General features: G+C 61.5%; 14 protein-coding genes and 1 tRNA gene. 11 read left to right on the top strand and 4 right to left on the bottom strand.

The window, feature by feature from the left end; all coding sequences use genetic code 11:
- Positions 1 to 31 precede the first annotated feature (31 nt).
- Positions 32 to 952 carry a hypothetical protein gene (locus EGH23_RS03320; RefSeq protein WP_220578601.1) on the top strand — a complete coding sequence of 307 codons (921 nt, stop codon included), beginning with the start codon at positions 32 to 34 and terminating at the stop codon, positions 950 to 952.
- 151 nt (positions 953 to 1,103) lie between these two features.
- On the opposite strand, the gene EGH23_RS03315 is transcribed toward EGH23_RS03320, so the two are convergent.
- The gene (locus EGH23_RS03315) at positions 1,104 to 5,894 is read right to left on the bottom strand and encodes a multicopper oxidase domain-containing protein (protein WP_220578600.1); all 4,791 of its coding nucleotides are present in this window, start codon (positions 5,892 to 5,894) and stop codon (positions 1,104 to 1,106) included.
- A 540-nt stretch (positions 5,895 to 6,434) separates the two neighbouring features.
- Here EGH23_RS03315 and EGH23_RS03310 point away from each other — a divergent pair.
- From EGH23_RS03310 to EGH23_RS03300, 3 genes are all read left to right on the top strand, one after another.
- The gene (locus EGH23_RS03310; protein ID WP_328765784.1) at positions 6,435 to 7,139 is read left to right on the top strand and encodes a DUF6517 family protein; all 705 of its coding nucleotides are present in this window, start codon (positions 6,435 to 6,437) and stop codon (positions 7,137 to 7,139) included.
- Between the two features lie 285 nt (positions 7,140 to 7,424).
- Positions 7,425 to 8,726: a CHRD domain-containing protein gene (locus tag EGH23_RS03305; protein ID WP_220578598.1), complete on the top strand. Its 1,302-nt coding sequence runs from the start codon at positions 7,425 to 7,427 to the stop codon at positions 8,724 to 8,726.
- Positions 8,727 to 8,977: 251 nt separating this feature from the next.
- Complete coding sequence (locus EGH23_RS03300; protein ID WP_220578597.1) at positions 8,978 to 10,405, top strand: glycosyltransferase family 2 protein; 1,428 nt, start codon at positions 8,978 to 8,980, stop codon at positions 10,403 to 10,405.
- 60 nt (positions 10,406 to 10,465) lie between these two features.
- On the opposite strand, the gene EGH23_RS03295 is transcribed toward EGH23_RS03300, so the two are convergent.
- A complete protein-coding gene (locus tag EGH23_RS03295) occupies positions 10,466 to 11,026 on the bottom strand; it encodes a hypothetical protein (RefSeq protein ID WP_220578596.1) in 561 nt (186 codons plus the stop codon).
- A gap of 388 nt (positions 11,027 to 11,414) precedes the next feature.
- Complete coding sequence (locus tag EGH23_RS03290) at positions 11,415 to 11,696, bottom strand: YgaP family membrane protein (protein ID WP_220578595.1); 282 nt, start codon at positions 11,694 to 11,696, stop codon at positions 11,415 to 11,417.
- A gap of 348 nt (positions 11,697 to 12,044) precedes the next feature.
- Between EGH23_RS03290 and EGH23_RS03285 the strand changes: the two genes are divergently transcribed.
- The 6 genes from EGH23_RS03285 (at position 12,045) to EGH23_RS03260 (ending at position 17,519) form a co-directional block, all read left to right on the top strand.
- Positions 12,045 to 12,539 (top strand): DoxX family protein, encoded by a 495-nt coding sequence (locus tag EGH23_RS03285; RefSeq protein WP_220578594.1) that lies wholly within the window; start codon positions 12,045 to 12,047, stop codon positions 12,537 to 12,539.
- A 769-nt stretch (positions 12,540 to 13,308) separates the two neighbouring features.
- Positions 13,309 to 14,166: an NOP5/NOP56 family protein gene (locus EGH23_RS03280; RefSeq protein WP_220578593.1), complete on the top strand. Its 858-nt coding sequence runs from the start codon at positions 13,309 to 13,311 to the stop codon at positions 14,164 to 14,166.
- Positions 14,163 to 14,795, top strand: a complete 633-nt coding sequence (locus EGH23_RS03275; RefSeq protein WP_220578592.1) for a fibrillarin-like rRNA/tRNA 2'-O-methyltransferase — start codon at positions 14,163 to 14,165, stop codon at positions 14,793 to 14,795. Before EGH23_RS03280 ends, EGH23_RS03275 begins: the two co-directional genes overlap by 4 nt.
- Positions 14,796 to 14,866: 71 nt before the next feature.
- Positions 14,867 to 15,949 carry a glutamate--cysteine ligase gene (locus EGH23_RS03270; protein ID WP_220578591.1) on the top strand — a complete coding sequence of 361 codons (1,083 nt, stop codon included), beginning with the start codon at positions 14,867 to 14,869 and terminating at the stop codon, positions 15,947 to 15,949.
- A 463-nt stretch (positions 15,950 to 16,412) separates the two neighbouring features.
- Positions 16,413 to 16,913 carry a helix-turn-helix domain-containing protein gene (locus EGH23_RS03265; RefSeq protein WP_220578590.1) on the top strand — a complete coding sequence of 167 codons (501 nt, stop codon included), beginning with the start codon at positions 16,413 to 16,415 and terminating at the stop codon, positions 16,911 to 16,913.
- 117 nt (positions 16,914 to 17,030) lie between these two features.
- The gene (locus tag EGH23_RS03260) at positions 17,031 to 17,519 is read left to right on the top strand and encodes a phosphopantetheine adenylyltransferase (protein ID WP_220578589.1); all 489 of its coding nucleotides are present in this window, start codon (positions 17,031 to 17,033) and stop codon (positions 17,517 to 17,519) included.
- On the opposite strand, the gene EGH23_RS03255 is transcribed toward EGH23_RS03260, so the two are convergent.
- Entirely contained in the window at positions 17,520 to 17,828 is a 309-nt protein-coding gene (locus EGH23_RS03255) for a cyclin family protein (protein WP_220578588.1), read from the bottom strand.
- 84 nt (positions 17,829 to 17,912) lie between these two features.
- Here EGH23_RS03255 and EGH23_RS03250 point away from each other — a divergent pair.
- Positions 17,913 to 17,996: transfer RNA gene (locus tag EGH23_RS03250), tRNA-Leu, on the top strand.
- Positions 17,997 to 18,176 lie beyond the last annotated feature (180 nt).

Here is an 18,176-nt window from a genome sequence, read left to right as displayed (position 1 = left end):
TCCAACAACCGACTGCGCTGTAGTCGCTTTCATGCGCCTCGCGTGGACTATCATCCTCACTCTGGCACTCCTGAGTGCTACGCTGCCGATGGCTATTGCAACGCCAGAGGCAGCGTACGATCTCTCACTTGGGGAGAGCACCGACGTCCCGGAACGGACGGTTCCAATCGGTGATACGCGATTCACTGTGTCAGAACTCACTCGGACGACGCCCGGCGAGCCACTCACTGTCGCCGTAACTGTACCGGACGACACTAACGCGTCGCTCACCCTCTATACCTCTGACCGGCAGATTTATCGGCAGGTCACCGCCCCGGAGAGCGGGACTCGAACGCTCTCGACTACTGGTCTCGAACCGGGGTCGTATCTACTGGTACTCGCGTCAGACGACACTGCTCGGGCGATTCACCCGGTTATCGTCAGTGGATACTCGGTAGCCATTGATGCGCCGACCAGCGCTAAGGCAGGGGGACAGACGAGGGTCGCAGTAACCGTCACTCGAACGGCCAGCGAAGACGCTCCTGCGGGCGTCAGTGCAGTGGTGTTCAACGACACCGAGATGGTATCGGCGACGGGCGAGCGCACCGGTGCTGAGAGGTACGAGGTGACGGTCCCGCTTCACGAACTGTCCCCAGGAAACTATACTGTGTCTGCAACTGTGCACGGCGAGGAAACGCTCTATGGAGAGCCGGTTTCACTCGGAATGAGCGACGGAGATCGTATCCGTCTTACCGAGAGTAACGGTACGGGCGATGCTACCGCTGGTGCGGCGGTGACTAGTGAGGCTGATGACGCCACACACTCTGTAGGACGGACTTCGACAGACGACGCCGTAATCACTCCGAACGGGACTGTCGATTCCGCTCGGTCGCCTAACGGGCTGGCCGTGTATCTTCTGGGGGCTGGGATGCTTGTAGTAGTGCTCGCCGGGTTCTACCTACGGCCGCGGTAGTGGCTCTCCTGATCGCGCGACCGCCGTTTCCGTTGGGTCACAGGGGAAACGTGCCACAGCGTGACGCGACCGCCTCGGAAAGAATCTCCGCGCGCGCCGTCTTCGACAACTGGAAAAATCGGGAGTCGTACCGCCGCGCTATCCGACGCGGTCAGTCGTCGAAGAACGACTGGCAGCCGCGCACGGTTAGCGTGGTTCCATCGGCTAACGTGGCGACGACGGTTCCCTTCTCCGAGATAGAAACGTCGTCCAGTTCCACGTCGACTTCGTCGTCACCGATTGTGACCGTCGCACTCTCGAAGTGTTCCGCGGTGTGCTTATCGAAGGTCACGTCGAGGTCCTTACAGTTCTTGACCGTCAGAACGGTGTCCTTGATGAGGTCGACGATCGAGTCGGCAGCGCCGGTGTCGTTCACGACGATATCGACCTTCGGATCACCGTCATTGGGTTCAGCGACGACCCGGATGTCGGCGTCCGAGAGATCCGTGATCTCCGATTTCTCGACCGGGCCGAAGAACAGGTAGGCCGCGCCGGCCTCTTTGCTCCCGAACACGCTGTTGGGGACGCCGACGACGAGATCCTTCGTCCCGTCACCGTCGATATCCCCGGTCGCGACGACCCACTCCGGACGCTTCCGCAGTGGGATATTATGTGCTTGGTCGGGGAGCGGTTGAACTGGTTTACCGAACTGTCGCAGCTTATCGCGAACGCGGAAGATTCCCCAGTAGCCCGCTTCGAGCTTGCGGCGCTCCCGCGTCTCCTGGTAGATGAAGTCACCGGTGCTATTGGTGTATCCGCCCGCATCGTAGAGCGGCTCGATGTTATCGGCCTTGCCGACCGTAACTCGGTCGTCCACGCCGATAGTCGCCGAGTTCTCGACGCCGCGGAACCGCTTCCACATGTGATCCGAGAGGTGGAACACGAGTCCGTCGGCTTTGTCCGCTGTCTTGTGCACGCGGAACGTCACGGGATCACCGAGTAGAGCTCGGAGAACCGGTGTCGCTGGGTCGCCGTGCGTGTCGGAGTCATAGACGTCAGGAGGGTCGGGATCCTCGTCGAACCGCCGGGTGAACGGTTCGTTCCGGTAGTTGATCGCCTGGTAGCCGTGGTCCTCCGGATCACCCAGCTGGTTGCAGGGGTCATCGGGGTCCTCGATATCGGGGCCCGGCGGCACCACGCAGTCGTCGGGGTCGTCTTCGTTGAGAATGAACTGGCCGTCGGCGAACGCGAGCGAGTAGTTCCGCCTGTCGGGGCCGTCGGGTACCTTCAGCATCGTCGAGTCGCCGATCCCCTGCCGGGCGGGTTCGGCAGTGTGCGGGTCGAGATATTTGACGCCCTCGTCTTCGACAAGTATTCGACCGTACGCGCCGTGGTGGCGGTTGCTTCGGAGGTCCGCGTGATCGAACAGAACGGACGTTCCGACCTCCCCGTTGGCGAACCACCTGTAGGTAATGCTCTCACCCGGCCCGATCGTCTGGTCCCAGTTGAACCCCGCGGTTACACCGTCGGAGGCGAGTACGTCGTAGTCTAACCGCTGTGGGTGAAGGGAGATGCGCTCGGAGCGCTCCCACGGCCGGCTCGTCTGCATCCGCGGGTGGGCGTGGCCCTCGCCGTCTTGGCTATCCTGGAGGTCCTCTTCGATCTCCTCGATTTCGTCGAAGTCGACGTCGTTCGTCAGGGTCACCTCGATACAGTCGCCGACGTTCGTGCGAAGGGTCAGCGGTGTGAGCGGGAGACAACCGTCTTCGATGCCCTCGATGTTCTCTTCGAGCGCGTAGACGATTCCGATCGGGTCGTGGTCGTCGTATTCGTTGTACGTGATCTCCGTGTTGAACGCGCTCACGTCGAACGACCGCTTTCTGGCGTCCGCGGGGCAGGGGTCGCCCGGACGCGGTGCGATGTCCGGCGGGTCCCCATCGATGGAGTCGTTCTGTCGGGCGTCCTTGTCGGGCGGGAACTCGCAATCGTCGTCTTCGTCGTAGAGCAAGCGAGCGAGCTGTCCCTTCTCGCTCCAGTCGAAGTCGCTCCACGGTGCGGGATGGCCCATCTCTTTGAGATCCTTTTCCTTGATCTTCTTCTTGGGCGTCCCCTGTCCAGGGACGGGATAGAGATGATCGACCTCGCCGCCGAACTCACGGTAGAGTCCCCACATCCCGTCCCAGCGGTCGTCGACGATTGTCGAGCCATAGACGTAGTCCCGGATCGGGAGTCCGGACGGATTCTTCCGTAGCTCTTCGAATCCGTCGTGGTCGGTACCATAGTCGTCTTTCACAATATCGAACGTGAACGCCTCGGACGTGCCGATGATCTGGGAGATAGTATCCTGCGGGTCCAATCCGACTGGGTTGATCTGTTTGCCGTGGATGCTGAAGTTGTGTTGTTCCTCGTAGCACGCTTGCCAGAGTCGGAAGCGAACGTTATCGTCCTCGTACGCTTCGAACACCGGTGTCGAGGGATCGCCGTGGACGTACGAGGAGTGGACGTACGCCGGATCGCAGTCGTCGCGGATGTAGTAGGGGGTATTGCGGTAGTTGAGCGACATCACCCCCGAGTTCTCGTTGTGCTCCGCATCCTTATTGATCAGTTCGCCGTCGCGATTCAGCAGCTGCGCGAAGTCCTGGTAGGCGACGCAGAACTCGCGGTAGGCCTCGCCCTCTTCCGGGTCGATGATCGCCTGCGTCCCGCTCTTGATCGGCTCGCCGTTGTAGGGATCGAGCCACTCGGAGTTCGGCGGTTCGACCACGAGCGACGCGAACGATCCGTGCATCACGTCCTCGATGCCGGTGATGTGGTCGTGGAAGAAGATTGTCCCCTCCTCGTCGGCGTACCAGCGGTAGTACGCCTCACATCCCGGTTGGGAATCCTGTCGGTAGTTAAATCCGTTCGCGAGCGAGTCCGACCCGAGCACGTCGTAGGAGACGAAGTGGATGTGATTCGACTTGCCGCCCTCCTCGATCGGGACGCTCTCGGGTTTGCCCTCCGAGTTGTCGGGGGTTCGATCGGCCGGGATCGCCGCGATGTTCTCGTCGGTGACTTCGTTCCTGAACGTTATCTCGACGCAGTCGCCGACGTTCGCGCGGATCACGAGCGGTTCGGGGTTCATCTTCCCCTCCTTCACGAGGTCGGCGTGCTCTTCGAGGACGTAGACGATGCCGTTGGGGTCGTGGTGTCCGGCGTCGTTGTAGACGATGTCCGCCGGCAGAGCGACGATAGTGTACTCGCGCGTTTCGCCCTCGTATTCGGGCTCGAAGTCCTCGATGTCCGGCTCACACGGATCGGTGTAGGGAGCGCCGGGGAGAATCTCCCCCTCGCGAGTCAGCGCCCTCTCTTCGTCGGGTTCGGGATCGCGGAACTCCTCCTTCCCGGCCGCGCCGTACGGCGGGAACGGCGGGTCCTCGTTGAACTCCCCGGGGATGAACTCGGGATAGCCGGGGATGTCCGACTCCTTCGGGATCGGCGGGTCGTTGTTCGGGAGGGGCTGCAGCTCGTCGGTCTCCTTGTCGAGGGCGCGCATCAGTCCCCACATCCCCTCGCCGTAGTGGGGGAACAGATGGCAGTGGAACAGGTAGTCACCGGGGCTCCCGTGAGCGCCGCCGGCCCCGACTTCGAACGCGTCTGTGAAGTCCATGTCGGGACGGACAGAAGTGAAATCGCGGAGTCCGGCTTGGGGCTCTCCAGCCCCGGTCACGTAAGGTGCCGTGTAAGTGGCTCCCAGACCGACCGTCTGAGAGTCGATAGTGTCGGACTCGATGTCACCGGGAACCTCTTTCCAGCGATGACCGTGCAGGTGGTGAACGTGATTTTCTTCGACGGACGCACCGACGGCGACCGCTTTGACGGGATCGCCGACGTACATCGGGTAGACGTTGTCCCCGCCGCCGGGGTCTCCGTGGAGCCAGGAGTTGTAGAAGGACTCCTTGAGTTCGCTCTCCTCGTTCTCCAGTGCCGGGATGCGATTCCCTGTCGGGTCCGCGCGATAGTTGATCGCGTGGACCGTCTGCTCCTCATCGCTGTTGGGATACGTCAGTTGGCCGCCGTCGGCCGTCTGAATCCCCTCGGGCGTATGATAATGCACGAGGAACTCCCGGTAACTCGTGCCGGATGGGAACCCCTGTTCGACCGCGTCGTCGGGGACGTCATCGGGGAGGTGAATGTCCGCTTGCACCCGCCCCTGCACTTCTTCGCCCGTCAACGGATCGGTCCAGTCGGTTCCCTGCGGGAACACCGAAACCGTGCCGAACAGACCCCGTGAGAGGAGGTTCGCCTTCTGCGGGTCCTCGTCGGCACTGTCGAACGCCTGGTTGGCGCCGTCGAGGAAGAAGTGCTGTCCGAGTTCGGCGGCGTGCCACCGATAGGTGATCGACTCGCCCGGTTCGACGGTCGTGTCGGGGTTGAAACCGACCTCCATCCCGTCGCTCTCTTTGACCTCGTACGGGAGCGACGTCTGGTGCATCGAGGAGACCCTGCAGTCGAGATCGTTGTGAAACTCGATCTCGATGATGTCCCCTCTCTCCGCGCGGAGCGTGAGCGGTTGAATCAGTCGCGTATCGCCGTCTGCCTTCTTTCCATCCGGAATGTCGTCGCAGAAGCTCTCCTCGGCTTCGTCGTCATCGTCGAAGACGACTCGCTGGTCGCAGGGGACTTTCCCGGAGAGTTCGCGTATCTCGTCGACGTCTTCCTTGAGTGCGTACATCACGCCGACGGGCTGGTGGAGGCCGTAGCGGTTGTACACGATGTCGACGTCGATCGCGTGAACGTCGAAGTGGCGAACTTTGCCACCCCCATCGGGTTCGTCCGGAACGTGGTCGGTGCGCTCGTCCTCGCCGGCGCTCGATGCCCCGGTGGGGAAGGCGGCGGCCGCAGCGAGCGAACTGCCCCCTTTGAGGAAATTCCGTCTGGTCGTGTTACCAGTCGTCCCAAGAAGTTGCGCCTCGTTATTCATTTCGTCTGGCTTATCGCTGTCACCAGTTTGTGAGTCCGCGCGTAAGGCGGGCTTATCTGATCGGTCCGTCTCCGGTTCGTCTTTCGGCATCGACTGCTTCAACAAATCCCCACTTGATTGTAGGGAAGTCTATAACAGAATTCGGTAAGCGTCTCATTCAGGTGTAGGACTCGGTTGTTAACGGTTTTACATTGGATCTGTAGTCCCCGATTTCGGCGGCTGCACGAGATTTCGGTGTATAACTGCCTTTTACTAGGTACGGAATTCGATAGCGCGAGCGAGAACTGCTGTTTCGACTTCTTGGCGATGAGCGTCGTGTCGAAACCAGTTCTATAGTGCCATCCGTGCTACGGTGGGCACGAGGCCCTCTCGCGAGTTGCTGTGAAAACCGAGTGCAGAGCGTGCCTCCGCATTTATTTCCGTCATTTTGGGTATCACAACACCGAAACCGCTGAAAGCGATAGCCTCAGCTGAAACATCCGCAGTTTAGTCGGGTTAGCTAATCCATTCTTACACACATCTCCCTTCTCTTCACCGATAATGGGTGATATTGGCAAATATGCTGCAGTGGTCGCAATCGGTGCGTTAGTCGTGTTCAATAGTATGCTGATCGCTGGTGCTACGGGTGACTCACCGACGGGGCCGGACAGAGACGACATGACAACCAAATTCGTTGCGACGCCGGTCGAAGTGTGCCCAGAGACGATGGCTCAGTCGTCATATCAGCGGGAGTCAGGAGATTGGCACAATGTCACACGTAATTTCGAAGCGCTCGATATGCCCCACGAGGTCCTCGTCTCGAACTATGTCACCGAGTACGACCACGATATGAAACGGCCGGACGGCGACACCGAGACGGTCAGTACGTCCGTCGTGATCTCGACGCCGAAAGTCGAGCGGTTCGGACAGTCGATGAACCCCATCGCTCAGTGGTCGCCAACGAAGCTCGCGCGTGAGTTCGCTGGCCGACTCGACGGATACGGCTCGCTACAGGACTTCACTCGAAATGGAACGTACTCACTCACCGTCGCCGATCGGCAGACGACGGCGACTCGTTTCGATGCGGTGAGTCAAACTGCCGACGACGACACAGAGCGCGTTGTCGTCGACGTTGCTCTTGCTTCGTATCACGATAATCTCATCGTCATGGCGACAGCTACTCGTCCGACGACCAGCACCACAGACGTTCGAACCCCGGTAGGAACCACTGCGACGTGTCTGACCCATCGCCGGTCGACCTCGTAAACCGCTTCGCGATGCTGTCGCTGCGCTGTGTTCCGAGAACGGTGGCGAGATAATAGCTGACGCTCGAATCTGGGTCGACCGTCAGATACTGCAGTCTTACTACTCTCGCGGAGTGTACGAGGCGAATAGCAGACGAACGCAGTAGGCTAATTTCCAATCTGCGTCATACTGGCAGGAAAAACTGAAAAACGAGTGTCGTGACCGGCTGTCCTCTCAGAGATACTCCTGAGCTAACGGTTTGAACTAACAACTCGGCTTATAGTGTAACAAATAAAATACTATCTCATGGACGACAAATCATCCATCGGTGGCGATCTCGATAGCTCCCGGCGAACGTTTCTGCGACTCGTCGCGGCGACCGGTGCCCTCGCCGGAACGAGCGCAACAGCGCTCGCTCAGACTCAGCCGATCTCGTTGGATGGGAGTAGAGATGGCTGGGTCGGTCGGTCACCGGCATCCATTAGCGGGACGCAGAACCCAACGCTTCAGTTGCGGGCCGGCGAGACGTACACGCTCACGTGGACGAACATCGACGGTCGCCCACATAACTTCGTCATCACGGACGGCAGCGGCTCGGAGATATTTCGGACGGATATTCTCATGACCGAAGGTGAGACCCAAACTGTCGAGATCGAAGCGACAGAGGCGATGCAGACCTACTACTGCGAAGTCCACCCGAACTCGATGCGCGGGACGATCAGTACGGGGAACTCGGGGGGCAATAGCGCACTACAAGTTTCAGAAGCGTTCAGCGCCGGGCGGTTGTCCGGTACGCAAGAGCGTCCGGACCCTGTCGAGACGGCTGCTGCGGGGGCGACGTTGCTCGGGCTCGATCAGGACGGGACCGAACTCCACTATTCGCTGCTCGTCGCGGATATCGACGCCGCCACGCAAGCACACATCCATCTGGGCGCTGCCGACGAAAACGGCCCGCCCGTCGCGTTCCTCTTTGGCGCACAGGACGAACAGGGGGCGTTCACTGGGCCGCTTGATTCCGGCATCTCCGGAACCGGTGTGTTTGGGCGTGGTTCGATTACGGACGAGAACCTGGTCGGCCCACTCGCAGGTGAGTCACTCGATGCGTTACTGTCTCGGCTTCGGGACGGAACCGCGTACGTGAACGTTCATACGGAACAGAACCCTGCCGGTGAGATCCGGGGGCAGATTCAATCGGCTGACAGCGTGCGCGTCGCTCTCCGGGAGCAGGTCGACGCGAGCCTCTCCACCGGCCAGGGATTGACAACTACGACTCAAGCAACGCTCGACGTCTCTGCGGGCGGGCAACAGGCGGCTCCGAACGCTGGGCAGTCCGGTAGTCGCAGCGGCGCGATTGACATCTCGTATGAGGGCACAGTCGGACCAGGCAACAGAATCACGATCACCGCGACTATCGACGGCGATCCGGTTACAAATGCTGACGTATACGTCAAGGATGGCAATGGTGACCGGAGACTCGTCGGGCAAACCGACCAGGACGGACAGTTCGTAGTGGTCGTTCCGGCGACCGGCGACAAAGCCGGTGAGCTGAACGTCCAAGTGCGAAAAGGCGAACTAGAAGGAGAGCTAGAGGTCGAGAACGGCCGTTGAAGCGGGCGATGGCTGGTTTCGCGGCTCGCTGACGCAAACGGTGCAAGAGTGAGAGAGAGTATTTTACCTCGCTACCACGATACCTATAGAGCGAGCGATAGCAGAACGCAGTGGTGACCAACTGCGTAGGAGCCATCTACTAATCCAGTGGGACACTGCCACTACACATAACCCAACAGGTGAAAAACCAGCACCCACTCCTTCGGCCGAGAGCACATGTAGCTGTAATTAGTAGCGTCTGGGCGCTGTTAGTGACCGTCGAGTGGATACTAGTCGCTCCGACGACCGTGGTCGACTATGCGTACTACGGTTTAGCGGCTATCGCCTTTCTTCCGTTCGCGCTGCTCCTCACGAACTTCCTGTATCATTTCGTCTATGCGGGTGAAGCTCTTCCCCGAGTCTCACGCAACGAAGAGACGCCTCGCGTCGCCGTCCTCTACACCACGTATAACGACATTGTACCCTACTGTGTCGCACAGACAGCGAACGCCGTCGAGTATCCAGTCGATTTCTGGATGCTGTCAGACAGCGACGTGCCGGAGGCAATAGCTACAGAGCTCAGCTTCGATGACTGGCGCCACTTCACACGTGAGACGACGCGTGGCGGCAAATCCGGCATTATCAACGATTGGCTCGGCGCGCATGGAGAGAAGTACGACTACTTCATCACGCTCGATGCCGATACGATGCTCGCGCCCGGGAACGTAACGCGCCTCGTTGCCCATGCAGAGCACCCTGACAACGCCGACATCGGGATCTTCCAACTGCTCAAAGAAGTGCATCCGAAGCTGGCAACGACGCCGTTCGCACGTATCATCGGTCGTGGGGTGAAATGGTCGACTCGCATCGCGCCGCCAGTCATGAAACTCGTGTATCGACAGAACACGTACTGGGGCTCTGGGGGACTGATTCGCACGGACGCAGTGCTGGATGCCGGCGGGTACGACGAGGAGTTGATCTGTGAGGATTTCGTCCTCACGGTGAAATTCGATAAGGCCGGCTGGCGGGCGGTCGTCGTGGATGACTTTTCGTACGAGGGGTTTCCGCTCGATCTCCATGCCCTCCGCGTCCGAACGATGCGCTGGGTGCGAGCGAACCGACAGATGCTCCCGATACTGACCGACAGCGATGTCTCGGCCGGCACCCGATTGAACTGTCTCACGCCGGTCATGTTCTACGCAGTGACACCGATTCTGTTGAGTATGGTGTTGCTCGCCGCTGTCGAGTCACGAGCCATGACCATCGCAGCCCCCAATATGGTCTTCGCCGGGGGTGTCTTCGCGTTCATCTTTCTCCATCGGAGCGTCGCTGCGCGGGGGGTGGTTAGGCAGTTTCTGACGACTGCCGTGCTGGAAACACTCGTCGTTCTCGGGATGAGTCTTCGAGTGACGGCTGCACTCCTCTTCGGGACGATGACCTGGACCCCATCCCGGAAGACGTCCCGGACGTTCACGTGGACCGAGAGTATCCGCAAAACCATCCCTGAGCTTGGAGTTGGACTGTTCCTGTTAGTCGCGTTGAGCTACCGGTTTAGCACCCCAAGTGGTGGATTCCTTCTCGGCCTCTGGGCAGTCTCATTTCTCTCGACACCGTTTGTTCTCCGCTACACCTCGACGAGCGCTACCGAGTCGACGCCTCGAAAAACCCCGCATAATCCGAATTCAGGTTCCAATGAGTAACTGAATTCGCGACGGTAGTAGGGCGAAGTCACGGCTCAGCCATCTAGTAGACATCTTTGGCTAGGATTTCGGTGGGCGGATCACTCGATCACCTGTCGCTCCCCAGAAATCAAGATACCCCTCGGAGATTCCATACTCGAACTCCGTACTGGTAATACGCCAGCCCGCTGCCGCATACGCTGCACTCACGAGCTCAGCCGCGCGATCGAACCGGCTGCCGATGTGGTCGGTGACGGTCCCAATATCTGTATGCGCTTGGCCTGCGACACCGACGAGGTCACCCTCAAACCTGACCGGCCAGAGATAGAGATGAAAGCCAAGCTGTGGGCCAAGTGGATCGCTTGGTTTTCGGTAGTTGCCGACCGGTGAGATGAGCTGCTGGGTATCACTATCCCATACTTCGGCTGGTTTCGCATCTCTCGTCGGCCAGTATTTGCCCACGGTCGCAACGAGCTGTGTCCAGCCAGTGTGAACATCGATCGGGGCCTGCACAGCCGTCAGGTCGTAGTCCGTATCAGTTAGGTCGATACGAATGTTCACCGGCATGGTGATGTCGTACTCACCGGTACGATCGTTGTACGTCAGCAGCGGATAGATAGATTCGCTGTCCCGTTCAGTCACGACCTCGGGCGTGACCCGGCACGAGTAATCAGTCCGCCTGGCCGTAGACGGTTTCGTAGCCGGTCGTTCAGAAGCGGTCGCCGTATCGTCCGTGATGACCTGTCCGGTCGCGCCACCGACGATAGCCGTACCGAGACACGCAAGGAACGTGCGCCGTGTATAGCTTGACCGGTCTGCCATTCTAGACCACTACGCAGAGAACGGAGATACCGATGTTGGTCAACACCCTACTCGCGGCTACCGCCGGTCGCTCCTTGAATTGGGGGCCTCCGCCTCGCTAGGGGAAACGATTCCGCTGTCGCGGTCCGCTCAGCGGTCGCTACTACTACAAGCACGCAGCTAGTCGGTTACGCCCGAAATCCTATCGTAAGAAACCAGAGGTAGTCACTCAGAGCGTCCGCTTGGCGGACTCCCCCTCAGTCTCACTTCCTGCTGTTTTTCCATCGTTGTAGGTGTTCATTCCGAGTGCGTTGTTCAGCGGGCACTTCTGGGTCAGGCCCGTGACCGTCAGGATCAGCCCTACTACCGCACTCGAGGCTATCAACAGCGGTGAGAGAGTGACGATACCCCCCGCTGCTACTGCTGCCACAACTAGGAGCGCAGGCCCAACGATGAGCCGGAGCAAACGGTCCCAACCGCCGACGTTCTTCTCAGTTGGATAGAAGTTCATTGTACTTCATCGATATGTAGTAGGGATTCTGATAATATAAATACAACAGGACATTCTGTATACAGTTGTGTGTGCCTTGAGAGCGTCTACTGCTCAGTTACAGCAGCTGATGGACAGAGCCGTATATCTGTATCTGCTCCGCGCAGGAGGACGGGGGACTGAGAGTCCAGCGGTTGAACTGAACCTGAAATCCCTTCGCTCGAGATCCCTCGCCAGTTACGTCGAGAAAGAGAGTAATATCTGATTGTCAATCTGACAGTTGTCCTTACTGGACCGAGTTCTGACCGTCGGTGAGAGTGGCCAGCGCCTACTAAAGTTGCTTGCCCACGTACGATCGTCGACGACACCATGAGATACACTGCAACTGACTTTGGCCACCTCATCGTCCGCATCGCGCTCGGCCTGGTCATCTTCGTCCACGGCATCGGGAAATTGAACCTCGGCCCATTCGCGAGCGGCGGAGGGGTCGAGGGGTTCGCCGGTTTCTTGGCCTCGCTCGGCGTTCCTGCCCCGTTGCTGTTCGCCTGGCTCGTCACGGCGGTCGAGGTGGGTGGCGGACTCCTGGTGTTGCTTGGCTTGTTCGCTCGGTACGCCGGCGTCCTGATCGCCGCCGACATGTTCACTGCTATGTTCTTGGTGCATCTCCCGAACGGGTTCGCCGTCAGTAACGGCGGGTACGAACTAGTCCTCTTGCTCGGCCTCCTCGGCATCGGGATCTCCCTTTCGGGACCCGGGGCTCTCTCACTGGAGCACGCCCTCTTCGACCGAGAACTGCTCCCGCCCCGGGCGGCGGTGTTTCTCGAGACCGATTCGGCGAGTGGTGAATCGGAGCGAGCGACCTGAGACTCCCGTCGGTCACCGGGGCGCATCGGAGAGACGATACCAAGAGGGACGGCCGGGCGCTATGGGCGCGGACCACGTCACGCGCTCTTGTGTCCCCCCACGAGCCGAGACCGGGGACGCTGTGATGACGGGGGTGTTACTGGTGGTAGCGTCCCCTGAGCGCTCCGCGTGTGAGTCGGATGACCCACGGCGAGTGAGACGTACAGCAGCCAATTTGTTATATCGACCGTGTGAATCGTATGCCTCTGCTACGATAATTATAAGATCCCCCTCTCGAAGCGATAAGCACTGACGATACGAGGAGGGGAATCACGTCCTCCTCGGTACTACTCCCCCCGAGAACGCGAGTCGCTACTAGGGCCGTGTTATCGGTTGGCTGACTCGACCGATTCGAACCGGGCTGACAGCGGGGTCGAGGTATCGGCTTACTCCGTCTCATCCTCTGAGACCGACCGGCCGTCCCGCGAGGCGGGCACGGCGTCGAGACGGTCTCGAACCTTCGAAGCAGAGCAGGACGATCCGTCTGTGGAGTGTGCCGCCTCTTCGAGACCTTCAGAGAGTGACGAGCGGTAGCTCGGCGGGCCAAGTGATACGCTCGTTCCACGGACCAGAGTAACCGCGGTCTCGGGAGGGTCTGCTCTCAGTCGCACTCCGGGCGTACCTGTGACCCTCTGGGGATTTCAACAGAGCCATAGACCGCTATATCCACAGTTACTATGAGGACATAGGACCGCTGTATCGAGAACGGATCTGCAAATTCGTGTCTAAGATGAACGAGAACTCAGGAGACGACGATCACGGGTGGTTCGAGGGCGTGGGTCGTGGCGACCTCGACGCCGCCAGGAACGCTATTGAATCGGGATCCGCGGAGGCCCCGGCGGACTGGCCGGAAAGAGCGGTCGGAACGGGGTTCGCAGAAGACGAGGACGACTATTACGAGGCCCTGCATGAGGCGACAGTCTACGCGACACGGGAGGAAGTCCGGGAACGCGAACTATCAGACGATAAACAGCTGATACATAGTATTCGGGCCATGGCCGACTGCGAGCGAACGGCCAACGAACTGGCCGAGCGGGTCGCCGAGTGGGGCGGCAGCCGCCACGGCGAGAGCGGGAGCGGCGTCGAGTACGCCCGCGAGTTGGCCGAGCGAGCGCCGGAGAACCGCGGCGACGAGGCGCTGCAGTCGCTGGCCGAGCGGACCGTCGGGCTCGCGGATGAGGCCGACGAACTGCGGACGTTCATCGAACGGACCGCTCCTGCCGTCGCGCCGAACCTCTCGGCGCTGGCCGGGCCGGTGCTGGCCGCGCGGCTGATCTCGCTGGCCGGCGGTCTCGAACCGCTCGCTAAGCAACCCAGCGGCACCGTCCAGGTCTTGGGCGCTGAAGACGCGCTGTTCGCCCACCTCAAGGGCAACGCGCCGTCGCCGAAACACGGCATCATCTTCACCCACGAGTACGTCAGCGGGACCCGCCGCGAGGAGCGCGGGTCCGCCGCTCGGGCGCTCGCGGGGAAGTTGAGCATCGCCGCGCGAGTGGACCATTACAGCGGCGAGCGAAAACCCGAACTCGACGCGGAACTGGACGAGCGAATCGAGCGCATCCGCTCGCGCGGGGGTGACGCGGAATGAGCCTCCCCGACGGCGTCGAGCGTCACGAGTTCGACGGGACGGCGAGCATCGCCACGCGGGGCCACCCCGAGTACGGCGAGCGCACCGACGGCGAGTGGCGGCGCTGGGACCCCCACCGCTCGAAGCTCGGCGCGATGCTCGAACTGGGGATGGACACGGGCCTCGGCGGCGGCGAGACGACGCTGTATCTGGGCGCGGCGGCCGGGACCACGGTGAGCCACGTCGCCGACTTCGGCGGGCCGACCTACGCCGTCGAGTTCGCGCCGCGGCCGGCGCGGGACCTGGTCGGCGTCGCCGAGCGCCGGCCGAACCTCTTCCCGCTGCTGAAAGACGCCCGCAAACCCGAGACGTACGCCCACGTCGTCGAACCGGTGGACGTGCTCGTCCAGGACGTCGCCACGCGCGGGCAGGGCCGCGTGGCGGGGTTGAACCGGCGCTTCCTCGACGACGACGGCCGGCTGCTGGCGGCCGTCAAGGCTCGGAGCGAGGACGTGACCGCCGACCCCGAGGACGTCTTCGCCGAGGTGCTGGATGACATCGAAGCCGAGTACGAGGTGCTCGAAACCGAACGCCTGTCGCCCTACCACGAGGACCACCTCGGCGTCGTCGCCCGCCCGCGACCGGAGTGACGGTCTCCCGGACAGACGGCCATCGGAGGCGGACGGAAGTCTTTAACGGGTCGCTTCCGATTCCCAAGTCGATGGACAAGACGGGGTCTCCAGAGAGCTTCACCCGGATGGGTACGCTCGGTATCGAGGAGGAGTTCTACGTCGTCGACGAGTTCGGTCGCCCCACGTCCGGGACGGACGAACTGGTCTACGAGACCGACCCGCCGGAGATTCTAGCGGAGCGGCTCGACCACGAACTGTTCAAGTGCATCATCGAGACGCAGACGCCGCTCATCGAGGCACCGAGTCGGGCGGGCGAGCAGTTGCTCGCGGTGCGTGAAGCGCTCGCCGACCACGCCGAACGTAACGGCTTCCAGATCGCCGCAGCCGGGCTTCACCCGCTCGCGAAGTGGCGCGAACTCGAGCACGCCGAGAAGCCCCGCTATCGGGCGCAGTTAGACCGCATCCAGTACCCCCAGCACCGGAACACGACCGCGGGCCTGCACGTCCACGTCGGCGTCGACGACCCCGACAAGGCCGTCTGGATCGCCAACGAACTCCGCTGGCACGTCCCGGTGATGCTGGCGCTGTCGGCGAACTCGCCGTACTGGAACGGCTTCGACACCGGCCTGCAGTCGGCCCGGGCGAAGATCTTCGAGGCGCTCCCGAACACCGGGATGCCGACCGAATTCGCGGACTACGAGGCGTTCCAGCGTTACGAACGACGGATGGTCGAGAGCGGGAGCATCGACGACCGGGGCGAACTCTGGTTCGACGTGCGCCCTCACTCCGGCCACGGCACCGTCGAGGTGCGCGCCCCCGACGGGCAGGCCGACCCCGACCGGGTACTGGCTTTCGTGGAGTACGTCCACGCGCTCGTCGAGGACTACGCCGCGCGTTACGAGGACGGCGAGTCGGGAACCGACATCCGTCGAGAACTCCTCGATGAGAACAAGTGGCGCGCGATTCGTCACGGCCAGTCCGCAGAGCTGCTCGCCAAGGATTCGGCGGAGACGCGGCCGCTCGCGGAGATCGTCGAACGGGAGTGCGAGCGACTCGACGTCTCCGGCCTTCGGACGCTGTTCGACGGCGAGAGCGGTGCGACGCGCCAGCGGCGGATTCGACGCGAAGAGGGCGTCCAGTCGCTGTGCGAGTCGCTCTTACTCGAACACTGACCGGCCGAATGTCGTGCCGAACGAGCGACCGATACCGAGGCTGTATCGGGTCGAAGGGCTCTGGCTGCCACCACACGGTGTCCCCACACCTGTTCGTACCCCACTGCGAGCGCGTCGGTCGCGCTCGGTCCACCACTGCACGACGTCCCCGTACCCCACTACGGATGGACGCCGGCCGCCACATCACCGTGGGAACCGGTGAGAGCGGCGCGCCGTGGACGGAGAAAACTATTGAGTACAGTAGTAAAATACTATAGGGTCACTCTCATGTACGATAGTCGGGACACATTTCCAGTATCTTTTAAGTCTATATCGGACAGGTCCACGGTTTCGAAGATCGTTTCTGCTCGTAGTGGCTGAAACGTTCGGATCTCTGCAGTCGTCACTCGACTCGTCGCCGAGTCGAAGAAGTGGAGCCAAGGTTTTTATCCGGCACTCGCTTTCGTCCCCACAGAGACGACGCATGGCTAGTGACGACACACCCGACGACGGAGAGGAGACCGGTGACGTGCGCGAGCGCATCGAGCAGGAGGCCGACCGCGCCGTTTCACAGTTCGACGAGGGCATCGTGGACTTGCTGGCGTGGATACTCGATACCGACACTCGCGCGCGCATCTACGTCAGCCTCCGGAAGAACCCCGAGAGCACGAGCGACGAGATCTCCGCGGCCACCGGGCTCTATCCGAGCACCGTCCGCGAGGCGCTGGCCGAACTCCACGACGAGGGGACAGTGACCCGGAAGAAACGCGAGAGCGACGGCGCGGGCAACAACCCCTACGAGTACAGCGCGATTCCGCCGAGCGAACTCGTCAACAACATCGTCGGGGAGGTTCAGACCGAGCTGAACACGGTGTTCCATCTCGACGACCATCTGGACGAGAGCAACGACTCGGTGTCGGACAGCGAACCGGTCACCATCTCCGTCGAGGAAGTAGACGACGAGGACGAGGAAGACGACGAGTAGTCCATCGGGAAGCCGAGAGCGGGAGATCCCCGAGACCGGGACACAATTCCGTGTGACGCTCTCTCGGGGGTTCGCGAAGACGACACCACTAAATCAAACCCCGCCGTTGCCCGGACCATGAAGGTCGCGCTCGGTGGAACGTTCGACCCAATTCACGACGGGCATCGCGCGCTGTTCGAGCGCGCGTTCGAACTCGGTGACGTAACTGTCGGACTCACCAGCGACGACCTCGCGCCGAAGACGCGCCACGACGAGCGACACGTCCGCTCGTTCGAGGACCGGCGGGATAACCTCGCGGCCGAACTATCGGCGTTCGCCGACGGGAGCGACCGGGACTGGCAGATCCGTAAGCTCACGGAACCGACCGGCATCGCCACCGAGGCTCAGTTCGACGTGCTCGTCGTCTCGCCGGAGACCGAGACCGGCGGCAAGCGAATCAACGAGATTCGCCGCGAGCGCGGCCACGACCCGCTGGAGATCGCGGTCGTCCCCCACGTCTACGCCGACGACGGCGACATCATCTCCTCTACTCGCATCGTCAACGGCGAAATCGACCAACACGGCAACCTCACGCCCGAACGCGAGGGGCGCGGTCAGCCGTCGTGATCACCAGTCCGGCGCTTCCAGCCCGACGCTCTCGATGAGTTCTTTCCAGCGTTTCTGGACGGTCAGTCGAGAGACGTCCGCCGCGTCGGCGACGGCCGTCTGCGAGCGTTCCTCGCCGGCGACCAGCGCGCCGACGTAGAGGCTCGCCGCCATCGACGCCCGCTTCGAGCGCTCCTCGTCGGGCAGCGTCGAGAGAAACAGATCCACCGCGTGCGAACGCGCCTGCGTCCCGAGGTCGAGCGTCTCGGCGGTCGCCTCGATCTCCGAGAGCCACTCGTCATGTTCGACTCGGTCGCTCGCGCGATACATGCACTCCGGTTGGCGACCGACCCACCTAAAGCTCTCGCCCCGGAACGAAGGCTTCTTGATGACTACGCGGGAACGATGGACCGCGCGCGGGTTGCCGAGCCAGGAAAAGGCGTAGCGCTTAGGACGCTATCCCGTAGGGGTCCGCCGGTTCAAATCCGGTCCCGCGCATATTCTGTCCGAACGACAGCGAGGACGAATAGCGGATGGAGCGGATTCTGAACTCTAGAAGACGAGCGAACGGAGTGAGCGAAGTTCGGGCGGTTCCAATCCGGTCTCGCACGCATCAGTTCCCCTCTCGTCGTACGACTCTTGACGGTCCAACGATCCGTGTCGCCACTCGATGCAGAC

It is taken from the genome of Haloarcula nitratireducens (assembly GCF_019599505.1).
The sequence above is the reverse complement of the archived record's forward strand: the minus strand, read 5'-3'. Positions and strand labels throughout refer to the sequence as shown.

What these genes read in the sequence shown, in the direction of transcription:
- EGH23_RS03320 (WP_220578601.1), top strand. Translation starts at nt 32, where the DNA reads ATGCGCCTCGCGTGGACTATCATCCTCACTCTGGCACTCCTGAGTGCT.
- EGH23_RS03315 (WP_220578600.1), bottom strand. Translation starts at nt 5,894, where the DNA reads ATGAATAACGAGGCGCAACTTCTTGGGACGACTGGTAACACGACCAGA.
- EGH23_RS03310 (WP_328765784.1), top strand. Translation starts at nt 6,435, where the DNA reads ATGGGTGATATTGGCAAATATGCTGCAGTGGTCGCAATCGGTGCGTTA.
- EGH23_RS03305 (WP_220578598.1), top strand. Translation starts at nt 7,425, where the DNA reads ATGGACGACAAATCATCCATCGGTGGCGATCTCGATAGCTCCCGGCGA.
- EGH23_RS03290 (WP_220578595.1), bottom strand. Translation starts at nt 11,696, where the DNA reads ATGAACTTCTATCCAACTGAGAAGAACGTCGGCGGTTGGGACCGTTTG.
- EGH23_RS03285 (WP_220578594.1), top strand. Translation starts at nt 12,045, where the DNA reads ATGAGATACACTGCAACTGACTTTGGCCACCTCATCGTCCGCATCGCG.
- EGH23_RS03280 (WP_220578593.1), top strand. Translation starts at nt 13,309, where the DNA reads ATGAACGAGAACTCAGGAGACGACGATCACGGGTGGTTCGAGGGCGTG.
- EGH23_RS03275 (WP_220578592.1), top strand. Translation starts at nt 14,163, where the DNA reads ATGAGCCTCCCCGACGGCGTCGAGCGTCACGAGTTCGACGGGACGGCG.
- EGH23_RS03270 (WP_220578591.1), top strand. Translation starts at nt 14,867, where the DNA reads ATGGACAAGACGGGGTCTCCAGAGAGCTTCACCCGGATGGGTACGCTC.
- EGH23_RS03265 (WP_220578590.1), top strand. Translation starts at nt 16,413, where the DNA reads ATGGCTAGTGACGACACACCCGACGACGGAGAGGAGACCGGTGACGTG.
- EGH23_RS03260 (WP_220578589.1), top strand. Translation starts at nt 17,031, where the DNA reads ATGAAGGTCGCGCTCGGTGGAACGTTCGACCCAATTCACGACGGGCAT.
- EGH23_RS03255 (WP_220578588.1), bottom strand. Translation starts at nt 17,828, where the DNA reads ATGTATCGCGCGAGCGACCGAGTCGAACATGACGAGTGGCTCTCGGAG.